Source organism: Streptosporangium roseum DSM 43021 (assembly GCF_000024865.1).
Lineage (GTDB): Bacteria > Actinomycetota > Actinomycetes > Streptosporangiales > Streptosporangiaceae > Streptosporangium > Streptosporangium roseum.
Genome location: NC_013595.1, coordinates 2,648,085 through 2,666,944, shown reverse-complemented (window position 1 = coordinate 2,666,944; position 18,860 = coordinate 2,648,085). Strand labels below are relative to the sequence as shown.

Annotated in this window: 13 protein-coding genes; 4 read left to right on the top strand and 9 right to left on the bottom strand. The window is 72.9% G+C overall.

Annotation, left to right across the window (positions count from 1 at the left end):
• Positions 1-60: 60 nt before the first annotated feature.
• Positions 61-2,364, top strand: a complete 2,304-nt coding sequence (locus SROS_RS11845) for a tetratricopeptide repeat protein (protein ID WP_148269030.1) — start codon at positions 61-63, stop codon at positions 2,362-2,364.
• Between the two features lie 148 nt (positions 2,365-2,512).
• Here the strand turns inward: SROS_RS11845 and SROS_RS11840 are convergent, their stop codons facing one another.
• Together SROS_RS11840 and SROS_RS11835 are read right to left on the bottom strand one after the other, a co-directional pair.
• A complete protein-coding gene (locus tag SROS_RS11840) occupies positions 2,513-2,893 on the bottom strand; it encodes a nuclear transport factor 2 family protein (RefSeq protein ID WP_012889164.1) in 381 nt (126 codons plus the stop codon).
• Positions 2,881-3,333, bottom strand: a complete 453-nt coding sequence (locus tag SROS_RS11835) for a VOC family protein (protein ID WP_012889163.1) — start codon at positions 3,331-3,333, stop codon at positions 2,881-2,883. The genes SROS_RS11840 and SROS_RS11835 overlap by 13 nt, the downstream gene beginning before the upstream one ends.
• A 194-nt stretch (positions 3,334-3,527) precedes the next feature.
• On the opposite strand from SROS_RS11835, the gene SROS_RS11830 reads away from it, so the two are divergent.
• A complete protein-coding gene (locus SROS_RS11830; protein ID WP_012889162.1) occupies positions 3,528-4,553 on the top strand; it encodes an aldo/keto reductase in 1,026 nt (341 codons plus the stop codon).
• Between the two features lie 83 nt (positions 4,554-4,636).
• On the opposite strand, the gene SROS_RS45875 is transcribed toward SROS_RS11830, so the two are convergent.
• The 6 genes from SROS_RS45875 to SROS_RS11800 all read right to left on the bottom strand — a co-directional run bounded on the left by SROS_RS45875 (position 4,637) and on the right by SROS_RS11800 (position 13,664).
• Positions 4,637-6,517, bottom strand: coding sequence for a serine/threonine-protein kinase (locus SROS_RS45875; RefSeq protein WP_148269028.1), 1,881 nt, complete (start codon positions 6,515-6,517; stop codon positions 4,637-4,639).
• A 102-nt stretch (positions 6,518-6,619) separates the two neighbouring features.
• Positions 6,620-8,290, bottom strand: coding sequence for a glycerol-3-phosphate dehydrogenase/oxidase (locus tag SROS_RS11820; protein ID WP_081453091.1), 1,671 nt, complete (start codon positions 8,288-8,290; stop codon positions 6,620-6,622).
• A gap of 143 nt (positions 8,291-8,433) precedes the next feature.
• Positions 8,434-9,951, bottom strand: coding sequence for a glycerol kinase GlpK (gene glpK, locus SROS_RS11815; RefSeq protein WP_012889159.1), 1,518 nt, complete (start codon positions 9,949-9,951; stop codon positions 8,434-8,436).
• Between the two features lie 37 nt (positions 9,952-9,988).
• Positions 9,989-10,816, bottom strand: coding sequence for an MIP/aquaporin family protein (locus tag SROS_RS11810; protein WP_012889158.1), 828 nt, complete (start codon positions 10,814-10,816; stop codon positions 9,989-9,991).
• 339 nt (positions 10,817-11,155) lie between these two features.
• Positions 11,156-12,496, bottom strand: a complete 1,341-nt coding sequence (locus SROS_RS11805; protein ID WP_012889157.1) for an APC family permease — start codon at positions 12,494-12,496, stop codon at positions 11,156-11,158.
• Between the two features lie 121 nt (positions 12,497-12,617).
• Positions 12,618-13,664, bottom strand: coding sequence for a class I SAM-dependent methyltransferase (locus tag SROS_RS11800; RefSeq protein WP_012889156.1), 1,047 nt, complete (start codon positions 13,662-13,664; stop codon positions 12,618-12,620).
• Between the two features lie 303 nt (positions 13,665-13,967).
• Between SROS_RS11800 and SROS_RS11795 the strand changes: the two genes are divergently transcribed.
• Positions 13,968-15,512 (top strand): PucR family transcriptional regulator, encoded by a 1,545-nt coding sequence (locus SROS_RS11795; protein WP_012889155.1) that lies wholly within the window; start codon positions 13,968-13,970, stop codon positions 15,510-15,512.
• Between the two features lie 145 nt (positions 15,513-15,657).
• Complete coding sequence (locus SROS_RS11790) at positions 15,658-16,908, top strand: NAD(P)/FAD-dependent oxidoreductase (protein ID WP_012889154.1); 1,251 nt, start codon at positions 15,658-15,660, stop codon at positions 16,906-16,908.
• An 89-nt stretch (positions 16,909-16,997) separates the two neighbouring features.
• On the opposite strand, the gene SROS_RS11785 is transcribed toward SROS_RS11790, so the two are convergent.
• A complete protein-coding gene (locus SROS_RS11785; protein WP_169369284.1) occupies positions 16,998-18,758 on the bottom strand; it encodes an AfsR/SARP family transcriptional regulator in 1,761 nt (586 codons plus the stop codon).
• Positions 18,759-18,860 lie beyond the last annotated feature (102 nt).

The following is an 18,860-nucleotide window of genomic DNA, read 5'->3' as shown; positions in this document are numbered from 1 at the left end:
TGAGCCCCGCTTTCATCAGATTTCAAGTGAAGGGCAAGTGGGAGCCGCGAAAGTTGGCCGGTGAGGAAGACACCGATGAACCCGGCCGGGAACGACGTCCACCCGCGCCCCGGGGAGCAGGCCGGCGACGGCGGGGAGCAGGAGCACGGGCAGATCACCGGGCTGACCCGGCTCCTCGAACTGCAGCGGGAGGCGGGCGACCGCGAGGCCGCCCTCGCCACCGCGAGGCAGGTGCTGGAGCGGGCCCGCCGGCTGTCCGCGCACCGTCTCACCGTCGCCACGGCCCTGCGGGAACTCCGGGAGGAGCTGGTCACGGGCGAGCTGTGGGACGAGGCGCGGGAGGTGGCCGTCGAGACCGTCCAGGCGTACGCCGCGCTCAGCGCGGAGGATCCGGGCCAGCGCTTCTGGCACGCCCTGGCCCTGGACGAGGTGGCCGGGATCGACCTGAAGCTGGGCGAGCCCGCCGGCGCGCTGCAGGCCGTACTGACGTCGACCGGGATGTACCGGGCACTCGCGGGCGAGGACCCGGCCTTCTACCGCCCGGAGCTGCTGCGCTCCCTGCACAACCTCAGGCACGTCCACCGTGAGCTCGGCCGGCTCGGGGACGCCACCGGCGCGATGCGCCAGGCCGTCGACCTCTGCCGCGCGACCCGCGACGACGACCCCGGCTGGACCCCGAAACTGGCCCGCGCCCTCGACTGCCTCGGCAGGGACCTTGAGGAGAGCGGGCAGACCGAGGCCGCGGTCGCCGCGATGAAGGAGTCCGTGGCGCTCTACGGGGACTGCCCGGACAGCGAAGAGACCCGGGCCGACATCCATGAGCGGCTGGGGATCGTCCTCAACGCGATGGACCGGAACGCGGAGGCGGTCGAGGCCGCCGCCGCGTCCGCCGCGCTGCTGCGGGAGATCGGCGACCCGACGCGGCTGGCGACCGCCCTGCACAACCTCGGCATCTGCCTCCAGAACGCCGGCCGGACCGTGGAGGCGGTGGAGGCGGTGCGCGAGGCGGCCGAGGTCTTCCAGCGGCTCTACGACGAGGATCCCGGCTGGGCGGCCGGCCTGGCCGGCGCCCTGGGCTACCTGGGTCTGCTGCGGGAGGCCCGCGAGCAGTTCGAGCGCGCCGTCACCTCGGGCGAGCGCGCCGTGAGCCTGCTGGAGCGCCTGCACGCCGCCGGGGAGGGGGACCACGGCCACGAGCTCGCCCAGGCGCTGCACCACCTGGGCCGCTACCACGAGCGGCTGGAACGGCCGGAGCGGGCGTTCGCGTGCCTGGAGCGGGCCCTGGCGCTGTACGGGGAGCTGGCCCAGCGCGCCCCGGAGCGTTTCCGCTCCGGCCTGGCCGGCGCGTGGGTCGCGCAGAGCGTCTACCTGGCCCTGCTGGGCCGCCCCGGGGAGGCCGTGACCGCGGCGCAGCTCGCGGCCGACCTGTACGGCGGGGCCGCCCCGGCCGGGGCGGAGCAGCGGGCGGGGATGGCCGAGGCCCTGTCCCACCTGGGCGACCGGGCGGCGAACGCCGGGCACCCGGAGCGCGCCGTCCGGGCGACGGCCCGGTCCGTGGAACTCTACGAGGATCTCGCCGCGCTCGACCCGGACCGATACCTGGGCAGGCTGGCGGACGAGCTCGACAGCCTCGCCGTACGGCACTGCGACCAGGAGGACCACGAGAAGGCGCTGCCCCTGCTCGAACGGGCCGCCGCCACCTGGGAGGATCTCGGCCACGACGGCAAGCTCGCGGTGACGCTGCGCAGGCAGCTCCTCGTCCTGAGCTGCCTGCACCGCGACACCGAGGCGGTGACCGACAGGCTGCTGGAGACGGCGGACGACCCGGTCGACGCCTTCACCACGCTCGGCGAGCAGCTCATCGGCGTCCAGCACCGGGAGGCGGCCCTGGAGCACCTGATCCGGGCGGCCACGCTGTGGGAGATCGTCGCGATGCGGCAGCCGGACGCCCCGCCGGCCCCCTACGCCCGCGCGCTCAGCCTCATGGCCACCTGCCTGGACGACCTGCTCCGTCTCGACGAGGCCGTCGCGGCCCAGCGGAAGGCGGTGGAGATCCTCACCTCCGTCGTCGGGGAGGAGCCCGAGCACCTGCCCCTTCTCTCCTGGGCGCTCGGCGAGCTGGCCGACTACCTGCGCCAGACGGGCCGCTCCGACGAGGCGCTCGGCCACCGCCGCCGGGCCGTCGAGATCGACAGCGGGCTCGCCGCGCGGGACCCGGCCCTCCACCGCCGCTCCCTCGCCGGCTCGCTGACCGACCTGGGCCACCTCCTGGCGGATCTCGGTGACCAGGCGGAGGCCGACGGGGTGCTGGCCCGTGCCCGCCTGCTCAGCGCCACGCTGCCGGAGGCCGGGCAGGCCCCCTGAGCCCGCGGCGGGCGGCGCCGAACACGCGGCGCGTGCGGCGGAGCTTGCCCGCCCCGATGGCGGAGGTGTCAAGCAAGGCTGCTGCCTTTCTCCGCGGGACCTGCGGGAACCCTGTCCCCGCAGGTCCCGGTGGGATCCCTGGCAGGTCTCAGCGGGACGTCTGGCGGGTGAACTCCGCACCGTCCCAGTAGTCGACCCGGTGAGCGATGAGGCCGTCGGCGACCTCGAAGCGGAACATCCCGCGGATGACGACGGGCCGCCCCCGGTAGGTGAAGCTCATCCGGTACGGCACCGCCGCCCGGAGCCCGTCCACGATCAGGTCCTCGATCTCGTAACGCAGTCCGGCGAACTCCGACAGGAACACCTTGAGGCGCTCGCGGTAGGCGTCCCTGCCGTGCAGGCTGACCCCGGCCTCGGAGGTGTGCTCGTTGTGGAAGCCGGGGGTGACGCAGGCGGCGATCTCGCCGGGGTCGTGCCTGTTGAGCGCCTCGACGTAGCGCTCGACCGCCTGCCTGGTCAGCTCCCCCACAGGGTCCGGACCTCTTCGAAGACCTGCTGGTTGTGCGAGATCTCCACGACATTGCCGTCGGGGTCCTTCAGCGCGCAGATGTAGCCGACCGGCGCCGGCAGCTCCATCGGCTCCCAGTGCAGGCAGCCCATCTCCCGCGCCTCGGCGGCGATCCGGTCCACGTCCTCGCGGCCGGGCACCTCCATGCCGAGGTGCGCGAACGGGGTGAGCTGCGGCTGCCGCGTCCCCCTGTCCTTGGCGAACTCCACCAGCACCAGCACGAACGGCGTCTCCACCTGCTTGTCGTTGGAGAGCCAGACGTTGCGCCCGTCCTTGTCCGCGTGGCGGGCGACCACCACCAGCGGGGTCATGGTGGTGTAGAACTCGATCGCCTTGTCCACGTCGCAGCAGGGCAGTGCGATGTGCGTCCAGCGCGCCTCGGTGAGCTTCTTCTCAAGCACGTCGGTCCTCCTTCGGTCCTTGTCCGCCGGCCCGTCGAACTCGTCCGGGTCGAGGGGCGTGGGGTGACGCCGATCTCCGGGACGCTATGTCCCCGGTGCCGGGGGCCTTCATGTGCCCGGCGCACAAAGAACCGGGGCGCGCGTGCTCCGGGGCGACATCGGTGCCCGCGGGGAGACATGGCAGGGTCTGTACCGTGAACCATCGCACGCTTGGCCGTACCGGCATCCAGGTCAGCCCGCTCTGTCTCGGCACGATGATGCTCGGGGCCTGGGGGAACAGCGATCCCGACGAGTGCGTGCGCATCGTCGGCACCGCGCTCGACGCGGGTATCAACATGATCGACACCGCCGACGTCTACGCCTTCGGCGAGAGCGAGGAGATCGTCGGCCGGGCCATCAGGCGCCGCAGGGACGAGGTCGTGCTCGCGACGAAGTTCAACAGCCCGATGGACGACTCGCCCGGCCGGCGCGGCAACTCCCGGCGCTGGATCATGCGGGCCGCCGAGGACAGCCTGCGCCGCCTGGGCACCGACTGGATCGACCTGTACCAGGTTCACCGGCCCGACCCGCTCACCGACATCGACGAGACCCTCGGCGCCCTGTCCGACCTCATACGGCAGGGCAAGGTGCGGGCGATCGGCACCTCCTCGTTCCCGGTCGAGGAGATCGTCGAGGCCCAGTGGGTCGCGGAACGCCGCCAACGCGAGCGGTTCGCCACCGAGCAGCTCTCCTACTCGATCCTGGCCCGGCACGCCGAGGCCGCCGTGCTGCCGGTGGCCGAGCGCCACAACCTGGGCGTGCTGGCCTGGAGCCCTCTGAACGGCGGCTGGCTGACCGGCAAATACCGCCCCGGCACGCCACCGCCCGCCGACTCCCGGGCCATGCGCAACGCCGACCACTTCGACTTCCGGGCCGAGGAGGTCCGTGCCCGCAAGCTCTACCTCACCGGCAGGCTGGCCACCCTGGCCGCCGAGGCGGGCATCTCGATGATCCATCTCGCCCTGGGCTTCGTGCTCTCCCACCGCGCCGTCACCGCCGCGGTGATCGGCCCGCGCACGCTGGAGCAGCTCACCGGCCAGCTCGGGGCCGACGCCGTACGGCTCTCACCGGACGTCCTCGACGCGATCGACGAGCTCGTCCCGCCGGGCACGAACGTGAGCCCCGACGATGTCGGCCACGTCCCCCCCGCCCTGACCGACCCCGCCCTGCGCCGGCGCTGAACGTCCCGGCGGCGGCCCGGCTCCTCCGTGCCGCCGCCGGGCCCCCCACGCGGCCCGGGCCCTGCCCGGCGCCGTGCGCGGCGCTAGTCGTCGTCGGAACCGCGGCCGCGCGGCGGGGAGGCGAGGGCGAACCCGGAGTCGCGCAGGAAGGTGAGGAGGGGCCCCTCGGAGGCGAGCCTGCCCTTCCGCCGGGCCTCGGCCAGGTCGCGGCCGAGCTCGCGCAGCTCGTCACGGGCGTCCCCGCCCTTGCCCTCCTGGAGCTTCCCGGCGATTTTGGCGATCTTCCCCCGGATCTTGCGGGCCAGCTTGCGGTCGATGCCCCCGCGGCGTTCCTGCTCGGTGACGGCACGGCTGAGGGCCAGCAGGCGTGCCCGCCATCCCTGTGCCGCCGCGGTCCGGCTGGGGGCCGGTGACGGGGCCGCGGACACGCTCTGCGAGGCGGTCCGCGACGGCGACGGCGGTGCGGACGGCAGCCCGGACGGCCCGGACCGCGTCGCGGAAGGCGCCGCGGACGTGATCGCGGCGGCGGCCGATCCCGCCGGGTCCGGCGGGGCCGACGTCCACAGGGCTCCGGCCACGAGGGCGGCGAGCACGCCCAGCCCCGCCCCGACGTGCCACCCCCGCAGGCGGCCCGGCACGGACTCCGCGCTCCGGGCGGCCTCCCCGGTACGGGCCCGCGCCGTCCACGCCTCCGCCGCCCACACCTCCGTGCTCCGCGCCTCCGCCGTCCAGTCCCGCGCGGCCCCGGCTTCCGTGCTCCGAGCCTCCGCCGTCCAGGCCCGCGTGGACGGAGCTTCCGTGCTCCGGGCATCCACGCGCCGGACTTCCCTGCTCCGGACCTCCGTGCTTCGAGCCTCCGTGCTCAGAGCTTCCGTGCTCCGGGCCCGCGTGGACGGAGCTTCCGTGCTCCGGGCCCGCGTGGACGGAGCTTCCGTGCTCCGGGCCCGCGTGGACGGAGCTTCCGTGGTCCAGGCCCGCGTGGACGGAGCTTCCGTGGTCCAGGCCCGCGTGGACGGAGCTTCCGTGGTCCAGGCCCGCGCGGGCGGACCCGGCTCGGGCTCCGGAGGAGGGGGCGCCGCGCCGTCACGGGCGCGGGGCGCCACCTGGCGGGCGACCCCGGCCAGCACCCGGCGGACGACCTCCCCGCTGGGGGGCCGCGCGGCGGGGTCCTTCTCCAGCAGGGCCAGCACCAGCCGCTCCAGCTCCACCGGGACGTCCGGGCGGTGGCGGCGGGGTGGCTCCGGAAGGCTCCGCACGTGCTGGGAGATCAGGTCCGCCGCCGGTCCGACGAACGGCGGGCGCCCGCACAGCAGCTCGTAGCAGACGCAGCCGAGCGCGTACAGGTCGGATGCCGCGTCCCCCGCCTCGCCGAGAATCTGCTCGGGCGACAGGTAGGCGGCCGTGCCGACGACGTCTCCCCCGGAGGTCAGCCGCGTCGCGGCCTCGGTCGCGACGCGGGCCGTACCGAAGTCGACCACCTTGAGCGCGCCGTCCCCGCTCCGGTGCAGGTTGGCCGGCTTGACGTCGCGGTGCACGACCCCGGCCCGATGCGCGGCGTCCAGCCCGACCGCGGCCTGCCCCGCCAGGCGGCACATCGCGGAGATGCCCGGCGGGCCGTCCTCGGCCAGCTCGGTGGCGAGGTCGCGGCCGGTCAGCAGCTCCATGACCAGGAACGGCCGGCCCTCGTGCTCGCCCACGTCGAACACCGTCACCACATTGGGGTGGACGACCCGCGCGGCGGTCCGCGCCTCCCGGGCGAACCGCTCCCGCATCGAGACGTCGGTCACCTGCGGCGACAGGATCTTGACCGCCACCGGCCAGCCCGGCCGCAGGTCATGACCGCGCCACACCTCGCCCGTACCGCCCCGGCCGATCAGCTCATCCAGCCGATACCGGCCGGCCAGCACGGCCTGCGCCCGTTCCCAACCGCCCACGATCCCCGCCATCGATTCCGAGCCCGGCAATTGGGACCCCACCTTACGGGTGCCCGGCGGTGGAGGCGTCCGCACGGCCGCGACGCTAGGGAACGGGTGCCCGGCGGTGGAGGCGTCCGCACGGCCGCGACGCTAAGGATTCGCCCCGGCCGCGCCCGCGTGGGCGGACGGGTCCGGGACGCTGTGCAGGATCACCTCCGCCGTCGCGTCGTCCGGCTGCTTCTCCGCGGCCATCTCCGCCTCGGCCTGCAGCCGGTAGCGCTCCGTCTCGCGCCGCACCGCGTCGTCGTCCCAGCCGAGGGTCGGGGCGATGAGGGCGGCCACCTCGGGCGCGGCGGCGAGGCCGCGGTCCCTCTCCTCCATGAAGATGTGCGTACGGCGGGTCAGCACGTCCTCCAGGTGGAGGGCCTGTTCGTGCGATGCCGCGTAGACGGCCTCGGCCTTCAGGTAGCCCGGGGCTCCGTCGAGCGCCCGCCCCAGCCCGGGGTCGGCGATGATCATGTCCAGCAGGTCCTCGACCCCCGACCCGTAGCGGTGCAGGAGCCGTTCCACGGTGGGGACGCTCAGCCCGGAACGCCCGGCCAGACGGTGCCGGCCGTTCCACAGCGCCTCGTATCCGGCCGCACCCAGAAGGGGCACCCGGTGGGTGACCGACCCGGCCACGTCGGCGCCGAGCTCTCGCACCGCCATGTCGACGGCGTCCTCGGCCATCACGCGGTAGGTGGTGTACTTGCCGCCGGTGACGATCACCAGGCCCGGGACGGGATTGGCGACCAGGTGCTCACGCGAGAGCTTCGCGGTGTTCGCCGCGCTGCCGGCGAGCAGGGGGCGGAGCCCGGCGTACACGCCTTCGATGTCGTCATGGGTCAGCGGGCGGCGCAGCACCGCGTTGACGTGGTCGAGCAGGTAGTCGATGTCGGCGCGGCTCGCCACGGGGCGGCCCTTGTCGAGGCTCCACTGCGTGTCCGTGGTCCCGATGATCCAGTAATGCCCCCACGGGATCACGAAGAGCACGCTCTTCTCGGTCCGGAGGATCATCGCGGTGCGGAGGGCGATCCGGTCGCGCGGCACGACGATGTGGACGCCCTTCGACGGCTTCATGGTCCGGGTCTCCCCGGCACCGGCCATCTCGAGGGTCTCGTCGGTCCAGACGCCGGTGGCGCTGATCACCTGGCGCGCGCGGACGGTGATCTCCCGGCCGGTCTCGAGATCCAGCACCCGCGCCCCCGCGACCCGGCCTCCCTCGCGGAGCAGGCCGGTCGCGCGTGCCCTGTTCACGACGGCGGCGCCGTACCGCGCGGCCGTCCGGGCGATCGTCAGCGTCATGCGCGCGTCGTCGGTCTGCGCGTCGAAGTACTGCAGGGCGCCAATGAGGGCGTCGGGCCGGAGCGCGGGAGCCTCCTTCAGGGCGCGGCGCCGGCTCAGATGCCGGTGGCGCGGGACGACCGGCCTGAGGCCCCCCAGGAGGTCGTAAAGGGTCATGCCGGCGCCGATGTAGAACCGTTCCCAGATCCGGTGCCTGAGCGGGAAGAGGAACGGGACGGCCCGGACAAGATGGGGCGCCAGGCGGGTCAGCAGCAGGTGACGCTCCTTGAGCGCCTCCCGCACGAGCCGGAAGTCCAGCTGCTCCAGGTAGCGCAGGCCACCGTGGATCAGCTTGCTGGACCGGCTCGAACTGCCGGCCGCCCAGTCACGGGCCTCGATCAACGCGACCGTCAGGCCCCGCGACACCGCGTCGAGCGCGGCCCCCGCGCCGACGACTCCGCCGCCGATGACCAGCACGTCGTATTCGTTCTCGCTCATCTCCCGCAACGCCGTCGCCCGGTTTTGCGGTCCCAATGCTGCAGATTTCACGGTAGGGCTTCCTCTCCTTCAGGGTGAGCGTGGTCTCCCGAGGAGGCGGGGCCCGGCCGCGGTGCCGGACGGGGTCGCGGGCCGATGGCCGGTCAGTCAACGTCGACCCAGTTGAGCGTGCGTTCCACGGCCTTCTTCCAGCCGGCGTAGCCCCGCGCGCGCTCTTCGTCCGTCCAGCGGGGCTGCCAGCGCTGGGCCTCGTTCCAGTTCTGCTTGAGCCCGTCGGTCGACTGCCAGAAGCCGAGTGCAAGGCCGGCGGCGTAGGCGGCGCCCAGCGCCGTGGTCTCGGCCACGACCGGCTTGGAGACGGGGACGCCCAGGATGTCCGCCTGGATCTGCATGCACAGGTCGTTGGCCGTCACGCCGCCGTCGACGCGGAGCACGTCGAGGGTGACGCCGGAGTCGCTGTGCATGGCCTCGACGACGTCGCGGGTCTGGTAGCAGATCGCCTCCAGGGTCGCCCGCGCGATGTGGGCGTTGGTGTTGAAGCGCGACAGGCCGACGATGGCGCCCCGGGCGTCGGAGCGCCAGTAGGGGGCGAACAGGCCGGAGAAGGCGGGCACGAAGTACACGCCGCCGTTGTCGTCGACCTGCCGGGCGAGCGCCTCGCTCTCCGCCGCCCCGGAGATGATGCCGAGCTGGTCGCGCAGCCACTGCACGGCCGAGCCGGTCACGGCGATCGAGCCTTCCAGCGCGTAGACCGGCCGGTCCGCGCCGAACTGGTAGCAGACGGTGGTGAGCAGGCCGTTCTTCGAGCGGACCAGCTCGTGGCCGGTGTTGAGGAGCAGGAAGTTGCCGGTGCCGTAGGTGTTCTTGGCCTCGCCGACCTCGAAGCATACCTGTCCCACCGTGGCGGCCTGCTGGTCGCCGAGGTCGCCCGAGAGCGGCACCTCCCCCTTCAGCGGCCCGTAACGGCGGGTGACACCGTACAGATCCGGGTTGGACGACGGCCGGATCTGCGGCAGCATCCGGCGTGGGATGCCGAAGAACGACAGCAGCTCGTCGTCCCACTCCAGCGTCTCCAGGTCCATCAGCATGGTGCGGCTGGCGTTGGTGGGGTCGGTGACGTGCACGCCGCCGTCGGTCCCGCCGGTGAAGTTCCACAGCAGCCAGGTGTCGGTGTTGCCGAAGATCGCATCCCCCGCCTCGGCCGCCTTGCGCACGCCGTCGACGTTCTCCAGGATCCACTGGATCTTGCCGGCCGAGAAGTAGGTGGCCGGCGGCAGGCCCGCCTTGCGGCGGATGACGTCGCCCCGCCCGTCGCGGTCCAGCGCGGCGGCGATGCGGTCGGTCCGGGTGTCCTGCCAGACGATCGCGTTGTAGTAGGGCCGGCCGGTGATCCGGTTCCACACCACCGTGGTCTCGCGCTGGTTGGTGATGCCGAGCGCGGCGAGGTCGGAAGCGGTCAGGTTGGCCCGGTTCAGGGTCGTCTCGATCACCGCCCTGGTCCGCTCCCAGATCTCCAGGGGGTTGTGCTCGACCCAGCCGGCCTGCGGCAGGATCTGCTCGTGTTCGAGCTGGTAGCGGGCGATCTCGTTGCCACCGTGGTCGAAGATCATGAAACGGGTGCTCGTCGTGCCCTGGTCGACGGCTCCAACGAAGTCAGCCATGGGATGTCGTCTCCTTTGCGGCGTGCCGGTCAGCGCTTCAGGTGGGGCCGGGCTCGGGCTTGGTGGGGACCCGGCCGGGCTCGGGTTCCTCCGTGATCGGCAGGTACCGTCCGACGAGCGCCTGGTAGAGGCCCGCGCCGATCAGTCCGCCGATCACCGGTGCCACGATGGGCACCCAGAAGTAGAGCTGGCCGTACTGGTCTCGCCAGGCCGTCCCGTAACCGGTGAGGAACGAGGCGAGCCGGGGTCCGAAGTCACGCGCCGGGTTGATGGCGTAGCCCGCGTTGGTGCCCCAGGCCATGCCGATCGCCACGACGATCAGTCCGATGATGAACGGAGCGAGGTTGGCGGCGGGCGCGGTGTTGTTCAGGTCGGTGACGGCGAGGATGAGGAACAGCAGGATCGCGGTGCCGATTATCTGGTCGCCGAACGCCGCCCAGGTGCCGACGGGCAGCGCTCCGTTGCCGGGCATCGTCGAGAAGACGAACTGGCTCTTGAACGTGTGGCCGGGATCGAACGCCGCGAGCACGTCGGCGTAGTTCCACCGCACGAGCAGCGCCGCCACGAACGCGCCCGCGGTCTGCGCGAGCGAGTACGGCAGCACCTTGCGCCAGGAGAAGCCCTTGAAGACCGCGAGCGCGACCGTGACGGCCGGGTTGAGGTGCGCGCCGCTGATCCGGGCCGCGGTGTAGACGCCCAGCGTGACGCCCAGTCCCCACGCCCACGCGATGCTGTCATGATCTCCGAGCCCGCCGGCGACGACCTGCGCCACGACGCCCACCCCGAACAGGATCAGGATCAGCGTGCCCGCGAACTCGGCGGCCAGCTCACTGATGATCTTGGGGGCTTTTCTTGGGTTCGCCATGTATGCCCCTTCTCGAAGCTGTGCGGCTCGCCCTTCCCGTGGACCGCCCCGGAGCGGAGACAGGGTCGCAGGTCACCGAGGCCCGCGGACCGTGGGACCTGCCTCGCGGCCGGCGACCGCCGAGCCTTCGAATGCCGGACAGCACTTCCGATCGTTATTGAGATCTCCGCATATGCCGCCCATGACACGCGTTCGACCATCAACAGATGGTGCGGACTGCCTAAAGAACAACACTGACGCCTTCAGCAGGCCCGGCGGACGCGCCCAAAGCCCCGACCCGCGGCGTGCCGTACCGGATCGCGCCGACCCCGGTCCCGTACGGCACGCCGCGGCGGACCGTCACTCGGCGGGGGCCTGGCGGCGGGTCACCAGCCAGTTGACCACCCACAGCAGGAGGCCGATGCCCAGCAGGACGCCCGCCCGGATGTAGACCTCCGCGGGCCGGCCCGTCAGGGGACTCGCCAGGACGAAGGCCAGGACGGCGCCGAGCACGGGCAGGATCGTCGGCGCCCGGTAGTGCGCGTGGTCCACGGTGTCCTTGCGGAGCACGAGGACGGCCACGTTGACGATGGTGAAGACGCACAGCAGCAGGAAGGCGGTGGTGTCGCCGAGCCCCGCGATATCTCCCGTCGAGATCAGGGCGATGGCGAGCGCCGTGGTGAAGATGATGCCGACCACCGGTGTACGGCGGCGCGGATCGACCCGGCCCAGGGCGCGCGGCACGACCCGTTCGTTGGCCAGGCCGTACACCAGCCGGGAGGCCATCATCATGTTGATCAGCGCGGAGTTCGCCACGGCGAACATGGCGATCACCGCGAACAGCTGGGGCGGGAAGCTGATCCCACCGGCCTTGACCACCTCCAGCAGGGGCCCCGACGACTTCTCCAGGACCCGGTGGTCGACCAGCAGCGAGGAGGTGACGGCGACGAGAATGTAGATCATGCTGGTGATCGCCACACCGAGGAAGATCGCCCGGGGGAAGTTGCGCGAGGGATCCCGGGTCTCCTCGGCCATGTTCACCGAGTCCTCGAACCCGACGAACGCGAAGAAGGCCAGGGCCGTGCTTCCGAGCAGCGCGAGGAACAGGCCGCCTTCCTGGTCGGCGCGGATCTCGGTCAGCCGGGCGGGCTCCCCCGCGCCGGTGGCGACCGCGTACACGCCGATGACGATGATCACCAGGAGCCCGGTCAGCTCGATGATCGTGAACACGATGTTGGTCTTCACCGACTCCGAGACGCCGCGATAGTTCAGCAGCGCGATCGCCACGATGAAGACGATCCCGACGATGACGCCGGGCACCGTGACGAACGTCTTCAGGTAGTCGCCTCCGATGGCGCGCGCCGCCGCGCTGGCCGAGGTGAGGCCCGAGCACATGACCGTGAACGCCACCATGAACGTCAGGAACGGCGTCCGGAAGGCGCGCTGGGTGTAGAGGGCCGCGCCGGCCGCTCTCGGATACTTCGTCACGAGCTCGACGTAGGACATCGCCGTCAGCGCGGCGATGACGAACCCGACCAGGAACGGTATCCACAGCGCTCCGCCGACTTTGCCCGCCACCTTGCCGGTGAGCGCGTAGACGCCGGTGCCGAGGATGTCACCGACGATGAAGAGCAGCAGGAGTTTGGGGCCGATGGCCCGCTTGAGAGGGACCTGTCCGACCTCGGGAGTGGGGGATGTCATGCATGATCCCGTTCCCCCCGCCACGTTCCTGACACGGGGATCCGGCGATTACGCGCCCCGGCCGGGGCCGCTCATCCGCGGGAGCGCCCCCGGACGGCGTGCCGGCCTTCCCGCCCGCGCGTCACGGCTTCAGCTCCAGCACCAGGTTGAACGGGGTGACGGCCGCCTGGCGCATCCGGGTGAACCCCGCCTGACCGGCCACCTCGAACAGCCGGTCCTCGCCGGCCTGGGCGCCCAGCGCCTCGGCGCCTCCCTGGGAGATCGCGTTGGGCACGCAGACGGTCGCCGAGGCGTTGAAGAAGAGCCGGCCCACCGGGTTGAGGTCGTCCGGCAGCCGCCCGTGCGCGAACGGCTCGACCAGCAGCACGGTGCCGTCGGGCGCGAGGGTGGAGCGGATGTGCCGCAGCACGGCGGCGGGATGCCCCATGTCGTGCAGGGAGTCGAACAGGCACACCAGGTCGTAGCCGGTCCCGGGGTAGTCGTCGGCGCCGGCCGTGTCGAAACTCACCCGGTCCGCCACTCCGGCCTGCTCGGCCAGCTCGCGGGCCCGCGCGATCGAGGCCCCGTGGTAGTCGAAACCGGTGAAGCGCGAGGCCGGATACGCCTGGGCCATCACCAGGGTCGAGGCGCCGTGCCCGCAGCCGACGTCGGCCACCCGGGCGCCCTCGGCCAGTCTGTCCTGGACGCCGCCGAGCGCGGGGATCCAGGCGGTCGGCAGGTTGGCGGCGTACCCGGGCCGGAAGAATCGTTCGGTGCCGCTGAACAGCGCCTGGTCGTGGTCAGTCCAGGCCAGGCCCTTGTCGCCTCGGTAGGCCTCCACGATCTTGGCCTCGTCACGGTGGACGGACGAGATCACTTCGGCGAGCCCGGTCATGAAGACCGGGCTGGAGTCGTCGGCGAACACCGTCGCCTGCTCCTCGGACAGCGTGTAGGCGCCGTCGTCGTAGGAGACGTATCCGGCGGCGGCCTGGGCCGCGAGCCATTCGGCGACGAGCCGCTCGTGGGTGCCGGTGCGCCGGGCCAGCTCGCCGGGGCTGAGCGGTCCCGCCCCGGCCATCGCCCTCCACAGGCCCAGCCGGTCTCCGAGCACGACCGTCGCCGCTCCGAACGCGGCGCCCATGTCCAGCACGACCCGATCCACGAGCTCCTGAAGCCTGGCCTCGTCCATCGGAGCCTCCTCGACGGTCTGGCGGGCGCCGTAACCGTGAGCCGTTACCTCCCCGGCTGCCGGCGCCGCAGGATGGCCGCGGCGTCCCCCGCGCGCCCGCTCACTCCCGGTGCCTTTCTGTCCCGATCGTACCGTTGACCTCTGTATATCTTCCTAAAACGGACATCCAACATCGCGCAACGGCCCGGTCCCCCGCCGGCCGGGGGAGAATCATTGGATGAGGAACGGAGCCGCACGGAAGCCGGCCGCGGGTGAGACCGCGCCGGCGGCGGGTGCGGCGGCATCGGCGGACGGGCGTGGCGGATGCTGAGGCTGGATCGGCTGGTGAACGTCCTCGGCGGCTACGGGGCCCGGCTGTGCTGCGCTCCCGCGTCGCGGGAGGTGGAGCTGCGCAGCGTGGTGGTGCACGATCCGACCGACCCCCGTCCCGCGACCGGTGACGTGTTCCTGTCGGTCGGCGTGGACTCGCCCGCCGAGGCCGTGCGCCTGGCGCGGTCGGCGCGTGCCGCCGCGCTGCTGGTGCGCGGGAGCCCGCCGCTCGACGAGCGCGCCATGGCGGAGGCCCTTGACGGCGGGATCGCCGTGCTGCTCGTGGAGCCGGAGGTGTCCTGGAGCCAGCTCTTCGGCGTGGTGTACGGCCTGGTTCTCGAAGGACGCGAGACCGAGGCCGGGCGGGGGCCGACCGACCTGTTCGCCTTCGCGGACATGCTCGCGGCCGAGGTCGGCTCCGCGGTGACGATCGAGGACCAGATGTCGCGCGTCCTGGCCTACTCCGGCCTGCAGCAGAGCGCCGATCCGGCACGGCTGGAGACGATCCTGGGCCGGCGGGTGCCCGACGCCATGCGCCGGCTGTTCGAGAGGAAGGGCGTCTTCGCGCACCTGGCGACCTCTGACGAGCCGCTGTTCGTCGGCCCCTTCCCCGCGCACGGCATCAGAGGCCGCATGGTGGTCGCCGTGCGCGCCGGACGCGAGCTGCTGGGATCGATATGGGTCGAGTGCGAACACCCGCTGTCCGACGAGCGCCGGATCGTCCTGGGTGACGGGGCGCGGGCGGTCGCGCTGCACCTGCTCCGTTCCCGGGTCAGCGCGGACCTGGAGCGGCAGGTGGAGTCCGACCTGGTCATCCGGCTGCTGGAGGGGACGGCCGACGCGCCCGCCGTGATCAGCAGGCTCGGCCTGCCCCGGGGGCGGTTCCGGGTGATCGCGCTCCAGGCGCACATCGCCGAGGAGAGGCACGCCGCGGTCCTGATGGCCTTCGAGCGCGCGACCACGGGCTTCGGCTGGTCGCGGCCGGGGCGGAGCGCGCTGTTCGGCAACACCCTGTACACGCTGCTGCCGTGCGACAACGACGTCACCCCCGCCCGCGACTGGCTCGCCGCGATCGTGAGCGTCCTGCCGCGGCGGGTCACCGTGTCCGCCGGCGTCGGCGGGGCGGCGGGGCCCACCCAGCTCCCAGCGAGCAGGCAGGAGGCCGACGAGAGCCTCGCCCTGCGGGCGGCCCGGCCCGGTGGCGCCCCGGCGGTCGTCTACGACGAGTCGTGGGACGAGATCCTGCTGCAACGGCTCCGGGCGGCGGCCTCGTCGGGGCGCGCGCCCGCCCGGGGGCCGGTCGCCGAGCTGACCCGGCACGACGCCGAGCACGGCACCCGGCACATCGCGACGCTGCGCGCCTGGCTGGAGTCGCAGGGAGACCTGGCCGTCGCCGCCGGGCGCCTCGGCGTCCATCCGAACACCGTCCGGTACCGGCTCCGGAAGATGGCCGAGATCACGGACCTCCGGCTCGACCTGCCGGAGAAGCGGCTGGCGATGATCATCGCGCTGGCCGTCATCCAGGAGCGACAGCCCTGATCCTCCCGCCTTTGTCGGAGCCGGACAAAGCCACCTCCCCTGCTTGTCCAACACGCACAGACCGTTTCCGCGCCACGGCGGCGATGCTCGTCTCGCGTGGCTGATGCCCGCGGCAGGCAGATGATGTGAGAGCGGAGAAGTGGTCATGGGTATCGATGGTGGGCCGCGTACGGCAGTGGTGATCGGCGCCGGCGTGGTGGGGCTGTCCACCGCCTGGTTCCTGCAGGAACGCGGTGTGGACGTCACCGTGGTCGACCGTGACGGGGTGGCCGCGGGCGCGTCGTGGGGCAACGCGGGCTGGCTCTCGCCGGGGCTGGCCATCCCGCTGAACGAGCCCGGGGTCCTCCGTTACGGCCTGCGCTCCATGCTCGACCGCAGTGCCCCGCTGCACGTGCCGGCCACCCCCGACATCGGCCTGTGGTCCTTCCTCACCCGTTTCGCGGTGCACTGCAACTGGAAGTCCTGGGGCCGGGCCGTGCGGGCCAACCTCCCGTTCAACGAGGAGTGCCTGGAAGCGTTCGACGTGCTCACCGCCAACGGCGTCGACGCCCCCACGGTCGAGGCCCCGATCATGGCCGCGTTCGAGAACCCGAAGCAGGCCCTGGGACTCCTGCACGAGCTGGAGCGGATCAACGACTCCGGGCAGGAGATCCGCTACACCGCGTTCGAGGGCGACGACCTCGGCAAGCAGGCGCCGCAACTCTCCCCCCGCGCCAGGGCCGGGATCCGGCTGGACGGGCAGCGCCACGTCGACCCCGGGGAGTTCACCCGGTCGCTGGCCCGCGCCGTCGTCGCCCGCGGCGGCACGATCCGCTCCGGCTTCCGGGTGACCGGGGTGCACGACGACTCCGGCAGGCTCTCCGTCCGGTCGGGCGCGGGAGACTCCGTCAGCGGCGACGCCGTCGTCCTGGCCACCGGCGCCTGGCTGAACGTGCTCGGCCGGGAGTGGGGCGTCCGCCAGCCGGTGCGCGCCGGACGCGGCTACTCGTTCACCGTGCCGACCGAGGAGGCCGTGCCCGGGCCGATCTACCTGCCCGCCGTACGGGTGGCCTGCACGCCGTACCAGGGCAAGCTGCGCGTCGCGGGGACGATGGAGTTCCGTGACGCCGACGCCCCCCTGGACCAGAGGCGCGTCGACGCGATCATCGCGTCCGCCCGGCCGCTGCTCACCGGCGTCTCCTGGGAGGAGCGCACCGACACCTGGGTCGGCCCGCGCCCCGTCACCCCCGACGGCCGGCCTCTCATCGGGGCCACCAAGGCCCCCGGAAGGTTCGTCGCCGGCGGGCACGGCATGTGGGGGCTCACCCACGGGCCGATCACCGGGCGCATGCTCGCCGAGCAGATCACCACCGGCAAGCAGCCCGCGGCCCTGCGGGACTTCGATCCCACCCGCTGACGCCGGATGAGCGGCGCCTGAGGGGGCGACGGGGCGATGGCGCCCCGCCGCCCCCTCCGTCAGCTCCGCCGCCCTCTCCGTCAGCTCCGTCAGCTCCGCCGCCCCGTCGCGCCCGGGTCGAGGACGAACAGCCGGGCCAGGTCGTCGAGGCGGTAGTGGAACCGCCCGGCCTGGCCGGTGTCGACCACCGAGACGAACCGGGCCTCGACCAGGGCGCCCAGATGGTCCCCGGCGACGGCGTGGTCCAGGCCGCAGACGGCCGCGACGGTGCCGATCGCGAACTCGACCGGTCCCAGCCTGGCCAGCCGGGCCAGCGTCTGCCGGGCGTCCTCCCCTATCCGGGAGTGACTCTGCCGCAGGCCGTCCCGTACGGCCAGGTCCGCGACGCTCAGCTCGTCCAGGCGGCGGCGTTCGTCACGTAACACGGCGGCCAGGCCGGCGAGCTGCCAGTACGGCCGGGCGGCGAGCCGGGCACCGCAGATGCGCACCGCCAGGGGCAGCCCGCCGCACAGCCGGACCAGCTCGGCCGCCGCGTCGGGTTCGGCGGTCACCCGTTCGTGGCCGATGATGCTCGCCAGCAGATGGATGGCGTGGTCGACGTCGAACCGGTCGAGGTCCACGATCCGCGCGCCGCTGACGCCCACCAGCCGGGACCGGCTGGTGACGAGGACCGAGCACGCCGACGAGCCGGGGAGCAGCGGCCTCACCTGCGCCTCCCCCAGGGCGTCGTCCAGCACGACCAGCATGCGGCGGCCGTTCATGAGGCTGCGGTACAGGGCCGTGCGCTCGGCCGGGTCGTCCGGGACCGCGCCCTTGCCGACTCCGAGCGCCCGCAGGAACCGCCCGAGCACGCGTACCGGGGATTCGGGGACGGCTCCGGTGCCGCGCAGGTCGGCGTAGAGCTGGCCGTCGGTGTAGGCCGACATCAGCCGGTGGGCGACGTGCACGGCCAGGGTGGACTTGCCGGCTCCGGCGGGGCCGGTGACCCCCGCGACCATCGCGGCCGGCCGCGTCGGATCGTTCAGCAGCCCGCTCAGGTGGTCCAGGAGCGCGGCGGTCTCCTTGTCGCGCCCCGTGAAGTCGGCGATGTCGGCGGGAACCTGGTGGGGCACGACAGGACGCCCCCAACCCGCGCCGTGGGACCGCTCGAACCCGCCGAGCAGCGGGGGGTCCTGGTCGAGCACGGTGAGGTAGGCGCGTTGCGCTTCCGCGCTGGGCGCGACGCCCAGCTCGTCGGCGAGCCGGGACCTCAGCTGCTCGTACTCCATGAGCGCCTCGGCGGGCCGGCCGCAGGCGGCGTACAGCTCGATCAGGCGCGTGTGCAGCGGCTCGTCGAACGGCCGCCCCCGGGCCAGGGCGCGGGTCCTCGGCAGCAGCAGTTCGGGCGCCTGTACCGAGATGGAGAGCCCGGCCAGCCGCTGCAGGCACATGGCGTGGTCGTCGTCGAGGGCCCGCACCGCGGAGTCCTCCCGCACCCCGTCGGGAGCGCCGTCCAGCACGGGGCCGCGCCACTGTTCGAGCGCGTTCATCAGGGCGGTCAGACGCTGGTGGGGGTCGACGCCGGTGGTGTCGGAGTCGGCGGCCAGGGCGGCCCGGAACCGGGCTGCGTCGACGGACCGGTCCGGCAGCCGCAGCCGGTAGCCGCCGTCGACGTGCTCGATGGCGGCCGCCGATCCGGTCTGGTCACGCAGCCAGGAGCGCAGCCGCGACGCGGCGGTGCGCAGGGCGATCGTACTGCCGGCGCCGTGGCCCCACACCTGCTCCAGCAGCCGACCTTCGGCGACGACCTCACCGTTGTGCAGCAGCAGCACGGCCAGGAGCATGCGGGGATGGCGCGCCGGCAGCGTCACCGTGATCCCGTCAAGGCAGACCCGGAGCGGTCCAAGAATCTGAAAATCGTATGCGGAAACAGATTTATTGACGATCATGCCTATTCCCCCACGTGAGCCCTT